The sequence below is a fragment of the Streptomyces sp. NPDC001536 genome, from assembly GCF_042894505.1.
Taxonomy (GTDB): domain Bacteria; phylum Actinomycetota; class Actinomycetes; order Streptomycetales; family Streptomycetaceae; genus Streptomyces.
On record NZ_JBIAVQ010000016.1, the window covers coordinates 197,224 to 216,298 of the forward strand.

General features: G+C 71.7%; 13 protein-coding genes. 7 read left to right on the top strand and 6 right to left on the bottom strand.

Going from position 1 to position 19,075, the window contains the following annotated elements:
* Positions 1-123: 123 nt before the first annotated feature.
* Positions 124-1,443, bottom strand: a complete 1,320-nt coding sequence (locus ACFY0U_RS36215; RefSeq protein ID WP_388643105.1) for an extracellular solute-binding protein — start codon at positions 1,441-1,443, stop codon at positions 124-126.
* Positions 1,444-1,719: 276 nt separating this feature from the next.
* Positions 1,720-2,850 carry an ROK family transcriptional regulator gene (locus tag ACFY0U_RS36220; protein WP_388643108.1) on the bottom strand — a complete coding sequence of 377 codons (1,131 nt, stop codon included), beginning with the start codon at positions 2,848-2,850 and terminating at the stop codon, positions 1,720-1,722.
* A gap of 310 nt (positions 2,851-3,160) precedes the next feature.
* Here ACFY0U_RS36220 and ACFY0U_RS36225 point away from each other — a divergent pair, with 310 nt between their 5' ends.
* The 6 genes from ACFY0U_RS36225 to ACFY0U_RS36250 all read left to right on the top strand — a co-directional run bounded on the left by ACFY0U_RS36225 (position 3,161) and on the right by ACFY0U_RS36250 (position 12,199).
* Positions 3,161-4,069, top strand: a complete 909-nt coding sequence (locus ACFY0U_RS36225; RefSeq protein ID WP_388643109.1) for an N-acetylglucosamine kinase — start codon at positions 3,161-3,163, stop codon at positions 4,067-4,069.
* Positions 4,070-4,237: 168 nt separating this feature from the next.
* A complete protein-coding gene (locus ACFY0U_RS36230) occupies positions 4,238-6,172 on the top strand; it encodes a phosphatase PAP2 family protein (protein ID WP_388643111.1) in 1,935 nt (644 codons plus the stop codon).
* Between the two features lie 92 nt (positions 6,173-6,264).
* A complete protein-coding gene (locus ACFY0U_RS36235) occupies positions 6,265-7,932 on the top strand; it encodes a phospholipid carrier-dependent glycosyltransferase (protein ID WP_388643113.1) in 1,668 nt (555 codons plus the stop codon).
* A gap of 71 nt (positions 7,933-8,003) precedes the next feature.
* Positions 8,004-8,927 (top strand): MurR/RpiR family transcriptional regulator, encoded by a 924-nt coding sequence (locus tag ACFY0U_RS36240; protein ID WP_388643115.1) that lies wholly within the window; start codon positions 8,004-8,006, stop codon positions 8,925-8,927.
* Positions 8,928-9,384: 457 nt separating this feature from the next.
* Entirely contained in the window at positions 9,385-9,759 is a 375-nt protein-coding gene (locus tag ACFY0U_RS36245; protein WP_266829624.1) for a hypothetical protein, read from the top strand.
* A gap of 76 nt (positions 9,760-9,835) precedes the next feature.
* Positions 9,836-12,199 (top strand): SpoIIE family protein phosphatase, encoded by a 2,364-nt coding sequence (locus ACFY0U_RS36250; protein WP_388643118.1) that lies wholly within the window; start codon positions 9,836-9,838, stop codon positions 12,197-12,199.
* A gap of 231 nt (positions 12,200-12,430) precedes the next feature.
* Here ACFY0U_RS36250 and ACFY0U_RS36255 read toward each other — a convergent pair whose 3' ends face one another.
* A complete protein-coding gene (locus tag ACFY0U_RS36255) occupies positions 12,431-13,060 on the bottom strand; it encodes a peptidoglycan-binding protein (protein ID WP_388643119.1) in 630 nt (209 codons plus the stop codon).
* A 170-nt stretch (positions 13,061-13,230) separates the two neighbouring features.
* Between ACFY0U_RS36255 and ACFY0U_RS36260 the strand changes: the two genes are divergently transcribed.
* Positions 13,231-15,675, top strand: a complete 2,445-nt coding sequence (locus tag ACFY0U_RS36260; protein WP_388643122.1) for a polysaccharide lyase 8 family protein — start codon at positions 13,231-13,233, stop codon at positions 15,673-15,675.
* Here ACFY0U_RS36260 and ACFY0U_RS36265 read toward each other — a convergent pair.
* From ACFY0U_RS36265 to ACFY0U_RS36275, 3 genes are all read right to left on the bottom strand, one after another.
* Positions 15,662-16,480 carry a hypothetical protein gene (locus ACFY0U_RS36265; RefSeq protein ID WP_388643123.1) on the bottom strand — a complete coding sequence of 273 codons (819 nt, stop codon included), beginning with the start codon at positions 16,478-16,480 and terminating at the stop codon, positions 15,662-15,664. The genes ACFY0U_RS36260 and ACFY0U_RS36265 overlap by 14 nt on opposite strands.
* 75 nt (positions 16,481-16,555) lie before the next feature.
* Complete coding sequence (locus ACFY0U_RS36270; RefSeq protein WP_388643126.1) at positions 16,556-18,001, bottom strand: HAD-IA family hydrolase; 1,446 nt, start codon at positions 17,999-18,001, stop codon at positions 16,556-16,558.
* Between the two features lie 26 nt (positions 18,002-18,027).
* Positions 18,028-19,005, bottom strand: coding sequence for a hydroxyacid dehydrogenase (locus tag ACFY0U_RS36275; RefSeq protein ID WP_388643219.1), 978 nt, complete (start codon positions 19,003-19,005; stop codon positions 18,028-18,030).
* Positions 19,006-19,075: the final 70 nt, after the last annotated feature.

A 19,075-nucleotide genomic window follows, 5' to 3' on the forward strand; every position in this document is an offset into this window, starting at 1 on the left:
TTTTGCCCGCCGTTGTTGTCTTCTGATATTACCTTGCGTGACTGGTGTTCAGAGGTGTTTTCTTCCGATCTAGCTGTGTTGGGGGGGGGGCCGGCCCCCCCCCCCCCCCCCCCCGGCCCACGATCAGCCGCCGACCTGCTGGTTGTAGCCGGCCACGATGTTCTCCAGGGCCTTGTCGGCCGACTGCTCGCCGTTGATCGCCTTGCCGATCTCCGCCTTGGTCGGGTCGTCGGCGAGGCTCTTGCCCTTCAGCACCCAGTTCGTCTGGGCCTTGTTGAAGTAGCCGGAGATCGGGTCGTAGAGCGGGATCGACTCGTTGTAGAGCTTGAACGCCGCCTGGGCCGCCTCGGACTTGAAGGGGTACGTCGGGTTCAGACCGGTCTCGACGGGCAGGAAGCCGGACGCCTCGCACAGCGCCTGGTAGTGGGCCGGCTCGTACAGCCAGGACAGGAACTTCTTCGCGGCGGCGGCCGCGTCGGCGTTGTTGTTGAAGCCCACCGTCATGCCGCCGCTGTTGACGTCACTGGCCTGGACCGGCTGAGCGGGGGTCGGGACGCTCGCCCACTCGAACTTCGTGATGCTCTCCGCGAAGGAGGCGACCTGCCACACGCCGGACCAGTAGGCGACGACGTCACCGCTCTGGAACATGGCCGACGGGTCGGCGCCGCTGGTCCACACCGACTTCGGCATGACCTTGTCGTCGTTCCATCCGACGAAGGTGTTCACGGCCTTCTTGGTCGCCGCGTCCACCGAGAACTTGCCGGAGTCGTCGGCGTGGACGTACTTCCCGCCCTTCTCGTACACCATGGCGCGCAGCCGGGACGGCGACTGGTCGAAGGTCAGGGAGTACTTGGCGTCGGTCTTCTCCCGGACCTCGTTCGCCGCCTTGATGAACTCGTCCCACGTCCAGGTCTTGTCGGGCGAGGTCGGGTAGTCGACGCCGGCCTTCTCGAAGAGCGACTTGTTGATGAACATGCCGGACGCGGTGACGTCCGAGGGGATGGACAGCACCTTCCCGGACGAGTCCTTGGCGACGAAGTTGGCGTTGATCTTGTTCGTCTTGTTGTCGGCGATGGAGGTGAGGTCGATCAGCTTGTTCGACCAGATCGGGTCCAGCGCCGGCACGGCCGCCACGTCGGGCAGCGAGTTCGCCTGCGCGGAGTTGCGCAGCTTCGTCGCGTAGCCGTCGTAGGGGATGTTGACGAGCTTGACCTTGACGCCGGTTTCCTTCTCGTACTGCGCCACCATCTTCTTCCAGCCCGCGTCCTGCCCCGGAACCGTGGAGATCCAGAACGTCAGCGACTTGGAGGTACCGCCCGAGTCGGAGCCCCCTCCGCACGCGGAGAGCAGCAGGGCGCCTGCCGACGCCGCGGCAGCGAGGGGAACCATGCGGCGCATGCCGCGGCCGAGTCGGCTGGAGCGCCGCACACCTACATTGGTCATCTTCGATCCCTTATTCGTCGCAGGGGACGGAGCACGGCGCCGATCGAGGCGGCACGGGTGCATCTTGCAGGAGAAGTCGCTCTCCGGGGGCGCGGCCTCGCCCGGCCGCGTCATCCTGACGGGCGAGGATCCCCGGCCGTCCTGGCCGTCACCGCACGGGCACGCCCTCGTGCGGTTGCCGTACGTCGAGTACGGGCGGGACGCTCGCTCCAAGCCGGCGTCCCGGCCGACTTAGAAAGCGCTTGTCCGGACATTGGCAGACCGAGCCGGAACCCGTCAATCCTTGGCTCGCGCCACATCGGTCACGGTTTGGACTCCCCGGGCGACGGCGAGCCGGGAAGCGCCCACGACGGTGCCGAGATCACCGACTGTGCTGCTGACCACCTCGGTGGGCCAGCTCAGTCTCGCCATCTCCGCCCGCACCCCCGCCAGCAGCTGGGGATCGGCGCCGGTGCTGCCGCCCAGCACGATCAGCCCGGGGTCCAGGACGGCCGTCACCGCGGCCGCCAGACGCCCGATGTCGGCCGCGTGGCGCTCCACGACCCTGCGGGCCGCCGCACGGCCCTCGTGGGCGAGGGCGAAGAGTTCGTCGGGGGTGCGCGGGCAGGGCCCGTCGGCCGCCGGCCAGGCCTCGGCGGCCCGGCGTACCAGCGAGCGGGCGCCGATGTACTCCTCCAGGGCCTCCTGGCGGGGCTCCACGCCGTCGTCCCACGGGTAGGGCAGCCGGGCGAGCTCACCGGCCGCCCCGTTGGCCCCGCGCAGCACCTGTCCGCCCACGACGATGCCCAGACCGATACCGACGCCGATCCGCAGATAGCCGAAGGAGGCACGGCCGCGGGCGGCGCCCTCGTGCAGCTCGGCCAGCGCGGCGCAATTGACGTTGTTCTCGAGATGGACCGGGACGCCCTTGGGCAGGGCGACGGCCATGGCGTCGAAGACGGGCCCGGCCTTGGCGGTGGCGGGACGGGCTCCCGCGCCGTCCTGCTCGGCGGTGACGTCACCGACGGCGACGACGATGGAGCGCAGCGGAGCGCCGTCGGGCAGGGCGAAGACGGCCTCGCGGACCACGTCGGCGACCTCGTCCCGGGAGCCGGTGGCCTGGGCGAGCAGGGTGCCGTCCAGGGCGCAGCCGCGCACCCGGGTGAGGGCGGGGCCGAGGTCGACGGCGAGCACCGCTCCGGCGGCCGGTCCCAGGCCGTATACGGCCGCGGAGCGCCCGGTGGCGCCGGAGGCGGTGCCGGAGTGGGCGGCGAGACGGGCGTTCTCGAGTTCCGCGACGGCGGAGGACACCGTCGGCTTCGACAGGCCCGCCAGGCTCGCGAGCTGCGGGCGGGTAGCCGTGCCGGCCTGTGCCAGCACGGCGAAGACCGCGCTGGCGCTCTCGGTCAGTCGGGGGGCTTCCGCCACGTCGTGTTCCACAGTTCTCCCACGGAGGTCGAGCGCCGCGCCCCGGGTCGAAGGTCTTCACGGGGTGCGGCGATGGGATGCCATGACGTCACGCGTTCCCGCCCCGCAGCGGCTCTGCGGTGGTCGAGTGCGCGATTTCTCTTGACGCACTGTACTTCGTTAGTTAACTTCCTAACGAACGTCACGGTACTCGCCTGCCGTGGTCCGTCAGAGGCCCGTCCCGGGGCTTCCCTAGCTCTTCAACTGCCCTTCCTCCGGCACGGTTTCGCCCGCCGTCGCATGCTTTCAGCGCAACGACGAAAGAGGATCCGTGCAGGACGCCACACTTTCCGGCCCTCTCGTGGTCGGTATCGACGTGGGCGGCACCAAGACGCATCTGCGCGCCTTCGCGGGTGACATCCCGGTCGCCGATCACGTCCGCTCCAGCAGCGGCTGGCGGCCGCACGACCCGGTGACCGCCGCCGGCTGGCTCGCCACGCTGGCCGCCGACGCCCTGCCGACGGGCGCCCGCCCGTCCGCCCTGGCGGTCGGCGGACATGCCTGCGAGACCCCTCGCCAGTGCGCCCAGATCCGCACCGCACTGCAACTCCACTTCGACGCGCCCGCGCTGGTCGTGGGCGACGCCGAACTCCTCGTGCCCGCCGCGGGCCTGGACAAGGGGGTCGGCCTGGTGGCCGGCACCGGTTCGGTCGCGGTGGGCCGCTTCCCCGACGGACGCCCGGCCCAGGTCGGTGGCTGGGGCGCGGTCCTCGGCGACGAGGGCGGCGCCGCCGGTCTCGTCCGCGAGGCCGCACGCGCCGTATGGGCCGCCCATGACCGCGGGGAGGAACCCGACGCGCTCGCACACGGGCTCGTCGCCTCCTTCGAGGTCGCCGAAGTCCCCGCGATCGGGGCGGCGATGGAGGCCGCCAAGGACATCTCCGCCGAGTGGGGCCGGCACGCACCCGCCGTGTTCGCCGCCGCCGAGGCGGGCTCACCGCTCGCCCTCGCGGTCATCGAGGAGGGCGCCCGCTCGCTGGCCGCGCTCGTCGAACGGCTCGCCGCCCGCGGAGTCGCGGTGGACGACGTGGTGGTCGCGGGCAGCACCGTCCTCGCCCAGCCCGTCCTCTACGACGCCTTCGCCTCCGCCCTCTCGGACAAGGTCCCCACAGCCAGGCCACAGCCGCTGCGGGTGCCGCCGGTCGAGGGGGCGGTGGCGCTGGCGCGTTCACTTCTGTGACACCCGCCGGACGCCGGGCCCACCCCCGTCCGACACAACTCGCCCGTAGATCTTCGCTCGTAAGCCTCATGGGGCACATCGCGGCTCGGTACTTCCCCCGCGCCCCACGGGCTGTCCTCGCACAACTCCCCCGGCCGCACGGCCGAAGAACTCAAGAGAGGCAGCAGCATGCCGTCATCCGCCGGGCCCCGCACCACGTCGTCGGTCAGTGAACTCGCCGTGAACAGAAGGGGGTTCCTGCGAACCTCCTTCGGTGTCTCGGCCGGCGTCCTGGCCGCGCCCACCTTCGCCTCGTGGCTCGGGGCCGCGGACGCGAAGGCCGCCACGGGCGCCGCCGCGTTCGTCGACGACTACAAGACCAACATCGTCGCGAACCAGACCGCCGAGACCAACGCGGTCCTGCGGATCCTCGGCGGCTTCGCCGAGATATGGAAGACCGGCGCCGCCTGGAACACCGGCGTCCCGCTGCTGCCCGAGATCCTGCGCGCCAACATGCGCTACTGCGCCCGTATCACCCAGGCCCGCACCGAGGCGCAGGCCAAGGAGGCGTTCGTCTACGACCGCCAGCACCAGAGCTACGCGATGATCGCCGCGCTCGGTCCGCTCGCCGATCTGTACAGGTCCGGTGCCAAGGCGGTCACGTCGATCACCAGCGCGCCCGACACCACCCCCGCGACCACCATCAGCGACGCCGTCCCCGCCGGCGCGCCCGCGGGCTCCGCGATCGGCGCCGGCTCCTACACCTCGGACCTCGGCCAGGTGGCCAAGCTGGTCGACACCGTGCGCGGCCCGTTCGCCTCCGGCAACCCGGCCAAGTTCGCCTTCCAGTACCCGCGTCCGTGGCGGATGAACGAGGACAGCGAGGTCGTCGACACCGGGACGACCGACGCGCTCGGCTTCCCCGTGTACGACTCGGACGTGGTCGTCGTGACCCAGCTGCTGCGTCAGCGCGGCACCAACCCGGCCGAGGACGGCGGCTTCCCCAGCGGCCACACCAACGCCTTCCACCTGGCGGCACTGGCATTCGCGTACGCCGTCCCCGAGCGGTTCCAGGAGCTGGTGACCCGCGCCTTCGAGCTCAGCCACACCCGGATCATGTCGGGCATGCACTCCACGGTCGACGTCCTCGGCGGCCGTGTCATGGCCACCGCCCTGGCCGCCGCCGCCCTCGCCGACCCGGCCAACGCCGAGCTCAAGGCGGCCGCCCGCGCCCAGGCCCTCGCCTACTTCGAGGCGCGGACCGGCACGACGGCCGACACCCTCTACGCCTACGCCCACGCGGACGCCTCGGACGCGTACGCCGACCGCGACGACAACGCCCGCCTGGTCGAGCCCAAGCTCACCTACGTCCTCACCCGTCGGGGCCGCAGCACCCCGCTGACCGTGCCGAAGGGCGCCGAGGTGCTGCTGGAGACGCGGCTGCCCTACCTGGACGCCGAGCAGCGGCGCGAGGTGCTGCGCACGACCGCGCTGCCCTCCGGGTACGTCCTGCTGGACGGCTTCGAGCAGTGGGGCCGGCTCAACCTGTTCGCCGCGGCGGACGGTTACGGCTCCTTCGACGCCGACGTGACCGTCTCCCTCGACGCCTCGGCCGGCGGCTTCGGCGCGGCCGACGCCTGGCGCAACGACATCGACGGCGACGGCGGTCTGACCAAGCGCGGCACCGGCGCCCTCACGCTGACGGGCCACAACCGGTACACGGGCGGCACGGTGGTGCGCGAGGGCGTGCTGTCGGCCGCCTCGGCGCACGCCCTCGGCCACGGCGACGTGCGGGTGTCGGGCGGCACGCTGCGGGTGGCGACCAAGTCGTCGGTGCAGATCCACGGGACGTACGCCCAGGAGTCCTCGACGCTCGACGTGACGCTGCGGTCGGGCCGCGGCCCCGCCCTGGAGGTGACGCGGCGCGCGGTGCTGGGCGCGGGCAGCGTGCTGTCGCTGCGGCTCGACGCCGACAAGCCGCCGGCGGCCGGGAGCGTGGTGCGTGTCCTCGGCGCCGCGGGACTGCGCGGCCGGTTCGACCGGGTGGAGCTGAACTCCGACACGCTGCGGGCCGTACCCGTCTACACGGCGGAAGGTCTGTCGGTACGACTCCTGAAGCGGTGACGCCCCAAGGGGCGGAAGCTGATGCAGAGTAGGCGCATGAGGCGCCCCCGCATCGCTCCCGCCCCTGCGCGGCCCACGTCGTCGCGGGGCGGATGATGGCGCGCGAACTGCACCCGGTCCTCGAGCCGCGGACGCCTCCCGACGTACCCGCCCCGCGCCCGGCGGGGCGGCCGGGCAGGCCGTGGCTCGTGCCGCTCCTCGTCGTGGTGCTGCTCGCGCAGATGGCCGTCGCCATGGTGACCACCGCCGTGCAGCAGACGCCCACCATCGACGAGCCCGTGTACGTGGGCACGGCCGCCGACTCCCTGCACGAGCACGAGATCCGCTACAACCCCGAGCACCCGCCGCTGGGCAAGCTCGTCATCGCGGTCGGGGTGGCCCTCGCCGATCCGCACTACGACCCCTCCTTCCGCGGCGACCAGGGGCAGGTCGGACGGCATCTGCTGTACGAGTCCGGCAACGACCCCCGGCAGCTGATGCTCTGGGCCCGGCTGCCGGTGATCGTGCTGACGCTGGCGTTCGGACTGGTGGTCCTCGCCTTCGCCCGTGAACTCGTCGGCCCGGCGGGCGGGGTCGTGGCGCTCGCCCTGTACGCCCTCTCCCCCGACGTGATCGCGCACGGCTCGCTGGCCACCCTCGACGTGCCCGCGGCCGGCTTCCTGCTGACGTCGGTGTGGCTGCTGTGGCGGGCCCGTCGGCGGCCACGGCTGTATGTACCGCTCGCCGGTGTGGCCGCCGGTGCGGCGCTGGCGACGAAGATGAGCACGCTGGCGGCCGTTCCGGTGCTGCTGGCTCTCGCCGCCTGGTCGGTGTGGCGCCACGACTCCCACGACCGGCGCAAGACGCGGGCGGCCGCGGCGGCGGGTGTCGTGGCGGTGGTCGCGATCGCCGTCGTATGGCTCTCGTATCTGGTGGTGGATCCGCGGCTGCGCTGGAGTCCGCAGCAGCATGTTCCCGTCGTGCACGGGCTGCGGGCGCTGCTCGTCGATCTGCTGCCGTTCCCGGAGGCGTACCGGGACGGGATGCGGGTGCAGTTCGGCTTCGAGAACCATCCGTGGCAGGGGTTCCTGTTCGGGCGGCTCTACACCGGCTCCCTCTGGTACTACCTGCCGGCCGCGCTGCTGGTGAAGACCCCGCTCGGCATGCTCGCCCTGTGGGCCGCGGGTGCCGTCGCGGTCGTGGCGGTACGACGGTTGCGGCCCGCGGCGCCCTATCTGCTGGTCCCCACCGCCGTGCTGCTCGCCTCGGCCATGACCGGCTCCCGGGACTTCGGCACCCGGTACGCCGTGTTCGTGCCGATGTTCCTGGCGGTGGCGGCGGCCGGGGTGCTCGCGGTCCGATGGCGGTGGGCCGGGGTCGCGGTGGGGGCGCTGGTGCTGTTCGTCGCGGTCAGCTCGGCGCGGACGTTCCCCTACTATCTGCCGTACTCCAACGAGGCGTTCGGCGGGCCGGCGAAGACGCATCTGCGGTTGCACGACTCGAATGTGGACTGGGGCCAGGACCTGGGCCGCCTCGCCGACCGGCTGCGCGAGCGGTATCCGGGGGAGCGGATCTGGCTCGTCTACAAAGGCAGTGGTGTGCCGTCGTACTACGGCATCGACGCATCCGATCCGCGCGAGGTGCCCCTGGACGACGTACGCGGACTGCTGGTGGTGTCCGACTCCTCGGTCGCCAAGGCCACCGGCCGGCTGGCCGAGTTGATCGACAGCAGTCGCTCGATCGATCAAGTCGGTCACTCGATCACGATCTATCGACGGTGACCGTACAACCCCTGGTCACAACAGTGTGTGGGCTATGTTGAGGCACTGTGGAAGACAAAGGAGGCGCACCCGTGCCATCGCCGCAGCAGGCACGCGCACAGGCATCCGCGATCACCTCGGGCAAGTCGGTTCCGGAGGCCGAGGCCTCCCCGACCTCCCAGCTCAGGACCCTCTTCGACCGGCCCCGACTCTCCCCCGGGCAGCGCCGCATCGCCCAGTACCTGATCGAGCACATCACCGAGGCGGCCTTCCTTTCGATCACCGATCTCGCCGAGCGGGTGGGCGTGAGCCAGCCCTCGGTGACCCGGTTCGCCGCGGCGGTGGGCTTCAGCGGTTACCCGGCGCTGCGGGAGAAGCTCCAGTCGATCGCGCTGGGCACCCTGGCGAGCGGTCCGGCGGCGGCCGAGGAGAACAGCGGCAACGAGTTGCAGGCCGCGGTCGACGCCGAGATCGAGAACCTGGAGAACCTGCGCCGCGACTTCGCCGACCCCGACCAGCTCATCGACATCGGCCGCGAGCTGTCGCGGTCGACCCCGCTGACCGTGCTCGGCCTGCGCATCTCGGTGTCGCTGGCGGAGTACTTCGCCTACGCCGCACGCCGCGTCCATCCCGACGTACGGCTGGTGACCCTGGGCGGCAGTGTCGCCTACGACGCACTGCTGCAGTCGCGTGAGGCGGGCGGTACCTGGGTGCTGGCGTTCTCGATGCCCCGCCATGCGCAGGAGACCCTCACGGCCGTGCAGGTGGCGCGCAGCGCCGGGCTGCGCGTCGCCCTCATCACCGACCTGGCGCTCGGCCCGGTCGCCGACGAGGCGGACATCGTCTTCGCCACCGGCACCGGCTCCCGCCTGGTCTTCGACTCCTACGCCGCCCCCGGGGTGATGGCCGCCGCGCTGCTCCAGGCCATGACCGACGCCGACCCCGAGCGGACCCAGGCCCGCCTCGAGGAGTACGAGCAGATCTCCGACCAGCACCAGTTCTTCCTGCGCGACTGACGCGGCGGGCGGACACCGCCCCCCTCCGGCCCTCATCGGCCACACCTGACGAACTGCATCACAACGGGACCAATCACCTCATTTCCCGCATGAATGTTTTCATACGTCTTGCAAACCGGACGGCATATATAAATACTGCTCACGGATCGCCCCGGCCGCCCCGGGACCCGTTCCGCACCCCCGTCCCCACCCCCCGCAACAGCCCGCAGAAAGCCGACGGTCCGCCCATGCGCACGCTGCACCATCCGCCGCGCGGGCGCCGTCTGCCCACCGGGCCCCTGCGCGAACACCCGAAGCCGCCGCCACCTACCCGCGACGGCGCATCGGATGTTCGGTCGGGCATCGCCTCGGCGAGCGCCCGCGGCGGCCCCGGTCATCCCCTAGGCCGGGGCCGCCCATATCCGTCGGACCACCCCCTCCTGACGCCGCACACCCGGAAGAGATGGCCATGACTCCCATGACTCTGACGACCACGCGCATCAGCCCGGACTGGCCCTGCCAGGTCAAGACGCCCGGCAGCTACGACTGGGAGCGCTCGGCGGCCAAGTGGCTGCGCGAACTGGTGCCGGCGCGCTACGCGAGCTACCCGGCGCTGATCCGCCACCCCGTGCTGCTGGCCCGGCACGCGCAGATCCAGGTCCAGCAGGAGATCCGGGTCGCCCGCACCGCCCTCCAGACCGCCCGCGCCGATCTTCCGGGGCTCGGTCTGCCCGAGTCGGTCATCGAACACACGATCAAGCTGTACGCGGCCGAGGTCCTCCAGCTCCAGCACATCGCCCGCAGCGTACGGGCGGTTTCCCAGGCTCTCGTCGAGCACAGCGCCGGACGCTGACCGAGGCGCACTTTCGAGTGAATCCGGTCCTGACAAGGCGGCGATCGGACCACGCTGCGTGTGCGATGCTCGTCGCGTGACGAGCGAGCCCACCGGCCCAGCGGAGTCCGGCGCCCCCGACACGGTCGCGCTGGCCAGGATCGTCGCCCGCCAGCGTGCCGAGATGGACCGGCTGCGCGACCAGGCGGCCACCTCGGCTGTCCTGGAACGGGCCAAGGGCGCCGTGATGGCACTGACCGGGTGCTCCCCGGACGCCGCCGGCGAGGAGCTGTCGCAGCGCGCCAAGACGGCACACCACACGCTGCTGGAGGAGTGCTGGATCACCCTCGGCGGTCTGGCCCCGTCGGCCCCGACCGCCGCGGCGGACGCACCGGAACGGGACGCCGTCGTCCACACCCTCCGGGACCCGGACGACGCCCACGACCTCGGACGCCTCGGCCGGGCCCTCGTCCGGATCGGCACCCCGCAGGATCTCGCCCGGTGCCTGCTGGAGCATCTGACGCCGAGCACCGAGCCGGACGCGGTGATGATCTTCGCCCGGCTGCCCGCCGGCGGCCTCGAACTGGTCGGGCACGCCGGCATCGACGACACCCTGGCCGCCCAGTGGCGCCAGGTGCCGCCGCTGAGCGGGATCGCCGCGTTCGACGCGCTCCGGGACGGGCAGCCGCGCTGGCTGGAGGACATCGAGACGGACCGCGAGCGGTATCTGCTCATCGGGGACCCGCCGGAGCGCTGGCTGTCCCGCGCCTGGATTCCCGTGGTCACCAAGGACCGGGCCGACGTCTGTATCGGAGTCCTGCGCGCCCGGGGTGGACGGTTCACACCGGCCGTCCGCGAGCATCTGCTCGCCGTCGCCCGGCTCTGCGCCGGCCGGCTGCGATCCTTCGCGCCGCGCCGGGAACCCTCCACCGACGCCGCCGTGGACGCCGTACAGACGGTGTTCGACGCGCTGCCGGGCTCGACCATGCTGCTCACCCCGCTGCGTACGCCCTCCGGTGAGGTGGAGGACTACCGCATCGAGGCCGCGACCGAGGAGGCGTTCGACGCCCTCGGCCGCACCGGCCGGGACCTGCTCGGTCTGCGCCTGCTGGAGTGCTTCCCCACCCTCGCCGGCGAGCCGCTGTGGGAGGGGTGCCGGCACACGCTGGCCACCGGGGAGACGTACGAGGGAGAGCCGTTCGCGCAGCAGGCGGTGGTGGAGGGCGTCGCGGAGCTGTCCACCTACTCCGTGCGGATCACCCCCCTGGGCGGCGCACTCGCCGTCAGCTGGCTGCGCCACGACTCCTCCGACCGGCAGGAGCAGCGGCTCGCGGACGTCCAGCGGCTGGGGAACCTGGGCTGGGCGAACTGGAACCTGATCACGCACGACGTCAGCTGGTCGTCGCAGGTCTACACCGTGCTCGACCGGGATCCCGCCGCCGGTCCGGTACGTCTGACCGCGCTGCGGGACCTCGCGGTGCCCGAGGACGCGCCCGCCCTGACCCACGCCGTCGGCGAACTCGTGCGCCGGGGCCGGCCCTGCTCCATGCCGTTCCGTATCCGCGCCACGGACGGGATCCGGCATCTGCGGATCGTGGCCGAGACGGTCACCGACGTCCACGGCACGCCCATCGAGGTGCACGGCTTCCTCCAGGACCTCACCGCGCAGCGCAGCGCCGAACTGGCCCTCATGGAGAGCGAGCAGGCGATCGTGACCCAGCACGACGTGCTGCGCGCCGAACGCTCGCTGGCCGCCCGGCTCCAGCACGCGCTGCTGCCCCTGCCCACCCGGCCCGTGCAGGCGGCCGGGCTCCAGGTCGAAGTCGCCTATCTGCCCGCGCAGTCCGGGATCCATGTCGGCGGCGACTGGTTCAGCGCCATCGAACTGCCCAACGGCGACGCCCTGTTCGTGGTCGGTGACGTCGCCGGGCACGGCATCGACGCCGTCGCCAACATGGCCCAGCTCCGCTTCACCGCCAAGGGCATGGTCATCACGGGCTCGTCGCTGACCGGTGCGCTCGCCCGGCTCAACACCCTGCTGCTGCACTCCCGCGGCACCCACGGCACGGCCACCATGGTCCTGGCCCGCTACAGCCCCGACGGGCACCGTCTCGTGTGGGCGCAGGCCGGGCATCCGCCGCCGCTGCTGCTGCGGGACGGCGAGCCGCGCTATCTGGACCGGCCGGGCGGCATGCTCCTCGGGGCGAGTTCCGCACCGCACTTCCAGGAGGCCGAGTGCGTGCTCGAACCGGGCGACCGGCTCCTGCTGTACACGGACGGGCTGGTCGAGCGCCCCTCGGAGGGCATCGACCGGGGCTTCAAGCGGCTGGCCGACGCCGTGGTGACCCACCACAGCGACGCGCCCGGCTCCCTGGGACCGATGCTGGCGGATCTGCTGGAGGGTGATCTGCGGGACGACGTGTGTGTCGTCGACATCCGGGTGCCGTTCGCCGATCTCTAGGGCCCGCTTCCCCTGCTCGCGCCTGGATCCGCCTCACTCGTCGCCGCGATGGCGCCAGTACCAGAGCGCGCCGACGACGAGGGCCAGCAGGAAGACGGCGGGCAGTACGAGGCCCGGGATGCGGGAGGCGCTCATCGGCACGGCTTTCGGGTCGGACGGGTGCCTCCATCGTGAGGCCCGTCGGCCCGTGGTCCCGCGTTCTTTCTCCTTTGTTACCCGGCGTTCGAGAGGTCAGCCCGTGCGGGACTCCAGTGCGAGGCGGGTGTCGTTCCCGTAGACGCCGGTCTCGTCGCCCCGGATGCCGTACCAGACCTGGAAGCGGGCCACGGCCTCGGTGAGCACGGCGTCGTAGGTGCCGCTGGTGGAGCCGTTCTCGTAGACGTTGGGGATGCGCAGGAGGCGCTGCTGGAGGTCGGTCACCTCGGGGCCGCTGGCGCCCTCGCGCAGGGTGCCGGGCCCGTCGGGGTCGGTGGCGGCCGGGGTGGTGACGGCGGAGGGGGTGGGTGTGGGGGACGGCGAGGGTGCCGCGGTGCCGTCGGCGCGGCCCGGCAGCAGGAGGGCGCAGCCGAAGCCGATCAGCGCCGCCGCACTCACGCCGACCACGACGGCGGCGCGGCGCAGGCCGGGGCCGAAGCCGAAGGGGCGGGGGCCGTCGTAGGCGGGGACGGGCGGCAGTTCCTGTGTCTCGTCCTCGGAGCCGGACAGCCGTCGGGGCATCACCACGGACTCGTAGCGGGCGCTCTCCTGCGGCGATTCCCTGAAGAGTTCGGCCAGGGCGTCGGTGCGCCGCGGGCGCAGCACCCGGATCGGTTCCAGGGGCGGGGGGTCCTGCTGCTGACCGCGCTCGCGCGGTGTCGGCATCTCGCTCTCCTTCCGTCCCGTAGGCAGGGGCGGGGTCCGTCCCTTCGCGGAGTGATACGCGGCCGTGGCCCGGTGAGTTCAGTGGATTCCTTCAACAGCAAACGATCGATACGCTCAGCTTGGCGTGAACTATTGAGCGTTTGATCGATGGCGTGCTAGAAACCGCCGTCATGACGACTCGTTGGTCACGTCGCGGCTTTCTGGCCGCAAGCACCGGTACCGCAGTTGCTGTCGGTCTCCCCGCACAGACGAGCGCTGTCCCCGCGTCCGCCCTCCAGGCCGCGGAGGCGGACGAGCTCACGACGCTGCGAGCGAAGTGGCGCACCCTGCTCCTCGGCGAGGGATTCAGTCCCACCGCCGAGCCGTTCAAGAGCCGGCTCACCGAACTGGGTAGCACCGCGGCCCAGTTGCGGTCCGCCATGACACCGGCGCCCGGTTCGCTGTGGCCGGATCTGGTGTACGCGGACCCGGAGCCCGACACCGACCAGGAGTCGTACGGCTACTCGGGCAACATGAACGCGAGTTACAACCGGCTGAGCACGCTCGCGCAGGCGTACTGCCAGCAGGGCACCGGGCTGACCGGCGACGCCGGCTTGAGGACCGCGATCCTCACCGGCCTCGACCACCTGCACTCCGAGGTCTACCACGCCGGCCGGACCCGCTACGGCAACTGGTACAGCTGGCAGATCGGCGCACCGCAGGCCCTGCTCGACGTGTGCGTGCTGATGTACGACCAGCTGTCGGCGACACAGATCGCCGACCATGTCGCCGCCGTGGACCACTTCGTGCCCGACTCGGCCGTCGCGAACTACACCGGCACCAGCACCGGGGCCAATCGCGTGGACCTGTGCCGGGTGCTGGCGCTGCGCGGGATCGTCGGCGGTTCACCGGCGAAGGTCGCGCTGGCCCGCGACGCCCTCTCCCCCGTCTTCCCGTACGTGAGCGGCGGCGACGGTCTCTACACCGACGGCTCGTTCGTCCAGCACACGACCGTGCCGTACACCGGCTCGTACGGTTCGGTCATGCTCGGCGGCCTCGGGATGCTGTTCGCACTGCTCAGCGGGTCGAGCTGGGCGGTCACCGACCCGAACCGGCAGATCGTGTTCGACGCCGTGGAGAACGCGTGGGCGCCCTTCCTCTACAACGGGCTCGTGATGGACGGGGTGTCCGGCCGGGCGATCAGCCGGGGCCTGTCCGCGACCGACGCCAAGCAGATCCAGCAGAACGATCACCTGCGCGGTCATCCGATCCTCGCGTCGATCGTGCTGCTCGGACAGGGCGCGAGCACGACGGAGAACGCCCGCTGGCGGGGCCTGGTCAAGGGCTGGATGCAGCGCGACTACTACAGCCCGCCGATGAGCAACCCCACCCTCGGTCTGACGGGTCTGGCCCGGCTCAAGGGCGTCCTGGACGACACGTCCGTCACCGCGATCGCCGAGCCGACCGCCCACCGCCTCTTCACCAACATGGCGCGGGCCACGCACCGCAGACCCGGCTGGGCCGCGTCGATCAGCATGGCCGACCGGCGCATCACCTACTACGAGACCGGCAACGGCGAGAACCTGCGCGGCTGGCACACCGGTTCCGGAATGCTCTACTGGTGGGGCGACACCTACGCCAACGGCCAGTACAGCGACGCCTTCTGGCCCACCGTCGACCCGTACCGGCTCCCGGGCACCACCGCCTCCCGGCTGGCACTCGCGGACGCGGCCGGCGGCGACTGGGGCGCCTCCCTGCCGGACGTCAACTGGGTCGGCGGCGCCACGGACGGGCAGCGGGCCGCGATCGGCCAGTACCTCAAGGGACTTCAGTCCACGCTCCTGGCGAAGAAGTCGTGGTTCTGTCTGGACGACTCGATCCTGTGCCTCGGCGCCGGCATCAAGTGCGCCGACGGCACGACCGTGGAGACGACGATCGAGAACCGCAACCTCGGCCCCACCGGCGCCCACTCCTTCACCGTCGACGGCACGCTCAAGTCGGCCGCCTACCCCTGGTCCGAGACGCTCACCGGCGCGACCTGGGCGCACCTCGGCGGCATGGGCGGCTATGTCTTCCCCGGTAGCGCGACCGTCCGGGCACTGCGCGACTCGCGCGACGGCACCTGGAGCGCCGTCAACAAGGGCGGCTCCACGACGGTCCTCAACCGCAAGTACCTGACGATGTACGTCGACCACGGCACCGATCCGACGAACGGCACCTACGCCTATCTGCTCATGCCGGGCGCCACCGCCGCCCAGACCCAGGCGCGGGCCGCCGCCCCGACCTGGCTGACCGTCCTCGCCAACACCGACAACCAGCAGGGCGTGTCCGTTCCCTCGCAGGGCTTCACCGGCGTCAACTTCTGGTTCGGCGGCACGGTCGGGAGTCTTGTCGCGAGCGATCCGTGCTCGGTGATGATCACCGAGAGGAGCGACGGGACCGCGGTGATCTGCGTCAGCGATCCGAAGCGGATGAACTCGGGCCTCACCCTCACCTGGAACCGGGCGGTGTCCTCGGTGGTGTCGAAACCGTCCACGGTGACCTCGGCGACGACAGGGTCCGCGCTGCGGCTGGTCTTCGGGGACATGACCACGCTGGCCGGAGTCACCCAGAAGACCACCGTCAAGCTCGGCTGAGGAACCTGTGCAGGGACGCCTTCATCGCCGCGACGAAGGCGTCCCTGCCGTCGTCGTTCAGCGCGTCCAGGGACAGATAGGGGTTCAGGTCCTCCAGCTCGACGAGCAGCAGCTCGCCGCCGGGCGCACGGCAGGCGTCGACGCGCTGGATGCCGTGGTCCACGGCGTTCCAGTCGATGAACCGGCGGGCGAACTCGAGGTCGTCGTCGGTGGGTTCGTACGGTTCCAGCTGCCAGCGCCGGTCGGGGTGCGGCGCGTACAGCGCGTACTGGAAGGCGTGGTCGATGAAGTAGAAGGACACTTCGTAGGCGAAGTCGATGCACGGCTGGACGAGAACGCCCTCGCCGACGAGGTCGCGCACACGGTCACCGGTCACGATCTCCAGCCCCATGGAGTCGGCACCGAGCTTGGGCTTGACGACGTACCGGTCCGTCTCCGGCAGCCGGTGCAGGTCGTCCGCGCGGTCGACCGTGGGAATGACCGGGTATCCGGCCGCATACAGCTCCAGCAGGTACTGCTTGCCCGCCATGTCGGCCTTGCCGGACAGCGGGTTGTAGACACGCGTCCCGGTCGCGAGCGCCCGCTCACGGAAGGCGTCGTACGCCTCCTGGTACGCGAGGACAGGCCCGCTGTTGCGGACGACGACGGCGTCGAAGGCGTCCATCAACGCCGCCGCGTCCCGCGGGTCGCACAGGGCGAGGTCGAAGTCCTCGCGCAGCCGTGAGGTGAGGAATATGTCCTCGTCGCAGTACCGGCGCCCGCGTGCCTGGTAGGCCAGGTCGGTGACATACAGGATGCGGGACATACGGAACTCCTCGGCGGCGGGGAGCAGTGATCGTATGCGGCAGGTGTTCTTCGAACAAAATGCCGGTCTACGGCTTCACAGTCCCGCCGCCCAGAGCTCCCGCCACCCGATTCCCTTCAGGTCGGGGACCACGGTCCGCCGGGGTGCGGGATCGATCGCCGCGTACGAGGGGACGGCGAGCACCCGGCACCCCGCCGCCTCTGCGGCGGTCACGCCGGTGGGGGTGTCCTCCACCGCGAGGCAGGCCGCCGGGTCGACGCCGAGCGCGCGGGCCGCCGCGCGGTAGGGGTCCGAGGCGGGCTTGGTGCGGGGTGTCTCGCCTTCGGCGATCGTCGTACGGAAACGCTGGGCGCCCAGCACGTCGAGGACCGCGTCCACGACGGGGCGCGAGGAGGCGGAGACCAGGGCCGCCGGGATGCCGGACGCCGCGAGGAGGTCCAGGAGGTCGAGGGCGCCCGGCAGTGGGGTGGCCTCCTGGCGGACGGCCGCCAGGAAGCGCGCCTCCAGGTCGGCGGCGAGGGCCCGCGGGTCGGCGCCGGTGCGGGTGTGCAGGTGGGCGGCGGTGTCGGCGACCGAGCGGCCCAGGACATGGGTCACGTCGACATCGGGTGCGGTCTCCCGGACCGTGCGCAGCCACAGCGACTCGGTGTCCACGAGGGTGCCGTCCATGTCGAGGAGGACGGCGTGCGGGCGGGCGGCGAAGGGGCGGCCGTCCAGCGACCAGTGCCGGTCCGGGTGGCGGCCGGCGGAGGCGAGCGCCTGGGCCGCGACATCCACGTGGCGGACCACGGGCGGCGGCGCGCCGATGCCCGGACCCGCCGCGACCAGCCACGCCGTGCGCTCCTCGGTCGTACGCCTGCCATGGCCGCCCGCGTCGACGTGGCCGTGGTCGGTGACGACGAGGACCGTCCAGCGTTCGTCGGCGTACGAAGGCCGGGAACGCACCGCCGCCAGCAGCTCGCCGAGGCGGGCGTCGGCCTGTCGTATCGAGGTCTCGTACTCCTCGCCGCAGCCCAGGAAGTGCGCCGTCTCGTCGGGGGCGCCGAGGTAGACGAACGACGCCCGCATGTCCTCCTCGGCGAGCACGCGCGTGGCCGCCGTGGTGATCTGCTCGTCGCACTGCTCCCAGGCCTCGGGGGTGTCCTCGGCCGGGGCGATGTAGACGGATCGGGACGGGGCCCGGAAGAGCGGGCCGCCGCCGCGGACCTGCATCAGGGGTTGCCAGCCGGCCGCCACGAACGTGCGGCTGCCGTCCTTCTCGGCGAGGCGGGTGGTGAAGTCGGGGAAGACGTCGAGCCGGTGGCCGGTGAAGTTGTTGCTCCACACCGCGTGCTTGGCCACCGTTACGCCGGTGACGATGGTCGCCCAGCACGGGCCCGACATGGTCGGGGTGTCCGCGTCCACCTCGACGGGGGTCAGGAAGCCGTCGGCCGACAGTGCGTCGAGGTGCGGGGTGGGCAGGCGCCGCAGTACGTCGAGGCGTACGCCGTCGATGCCGACGACCAGAACACGATCCTGCACGGGATTTCCCTTCGGATATGGGGTGTTCAGGCCGAGCGCGACAGTTCCTCGGACCCGACCTCGTGGGCGAACGGCAAGCCTTGCGCGTATCGGGAGACCTCGTCGATGGCCCAATCGGTCATCCGGTGCAGCTCGTTGCCGAGGGAGCCGGCGATGTGCGGGGTGAGCAGCACGTTGGGCAGGGTGTACAGCGGCGAGTCGGCGGGCGGCACGTCCGGTTCGGTGACGTCGAGGACGGCGTGGACACGGCCGGTGACCAGGTGCCCGGTGAGGGCGTCGGTGTCCACGAGGGAGCCTCGCGCGGTGTTGATCAGTGTGGCGCCGTCCTTGAGGAGTGCGAGGCGGCGGGCGTCGAACATGTGGCGGGTCTCCGGGAGTTGGGGTGCGTGGATGGAGACCACGTCGCTGCGGCGGGTGAGTTCGTCGAGGCCGACCGGCTCCGCTCCGAGGGTGCGGGCCCGCTGGTCGTCGACGTACGGGTCGTGCAGGAGGACGTCGAGGTCGTGCGGGCGCAGCAGTTCGATGACCCGGCGTCCGATGCGGGAGGCGCCGACGATGCCGACCGTGCGGTGGTAGTTGCCGTGACCGCTGAAGTACGGCAGCAGGTCGGGCTGGGCGCGGGCGGTGGTGTAGGCGCGGGCGACGTCGAGGACGCGTTTGTTCGCGAACAGGATGGCGGCCAGGGTGAATTCGGCGACCGGCAGGGCGTTGGCGGCGGCCGCGGAGGAGACCGTGATGCCGCGTCGCCAGACGGCGTCGGTGACATGGTGCTTGACCGAGCCGGCGGCGTGGACGACCGCGCGCAGCCGGGGCAGTCGGTGCAGGGCCTCCTCGGTGAGTTCGGGTGCGCCCCAGTGAGTGAAGAGGACCTCGGTCTCGGCGAGTTGACGGGCGTCGGCGGTGGTGAGGTCGGTGACGGCGGTGGCCGTGTCGACGCGGGCGACGGTGGGGAGCCGGTCGAGGCTGCCTTCGGTCAGGAGCCGCCGGTGGACGGCGGCGCCCATGGCGAGCAGCGTGTGCGGGCGGGGCAGGGCGGTCGGCGGGTGGATGGTGTTCAGGAGGGTGCCTTCCGGG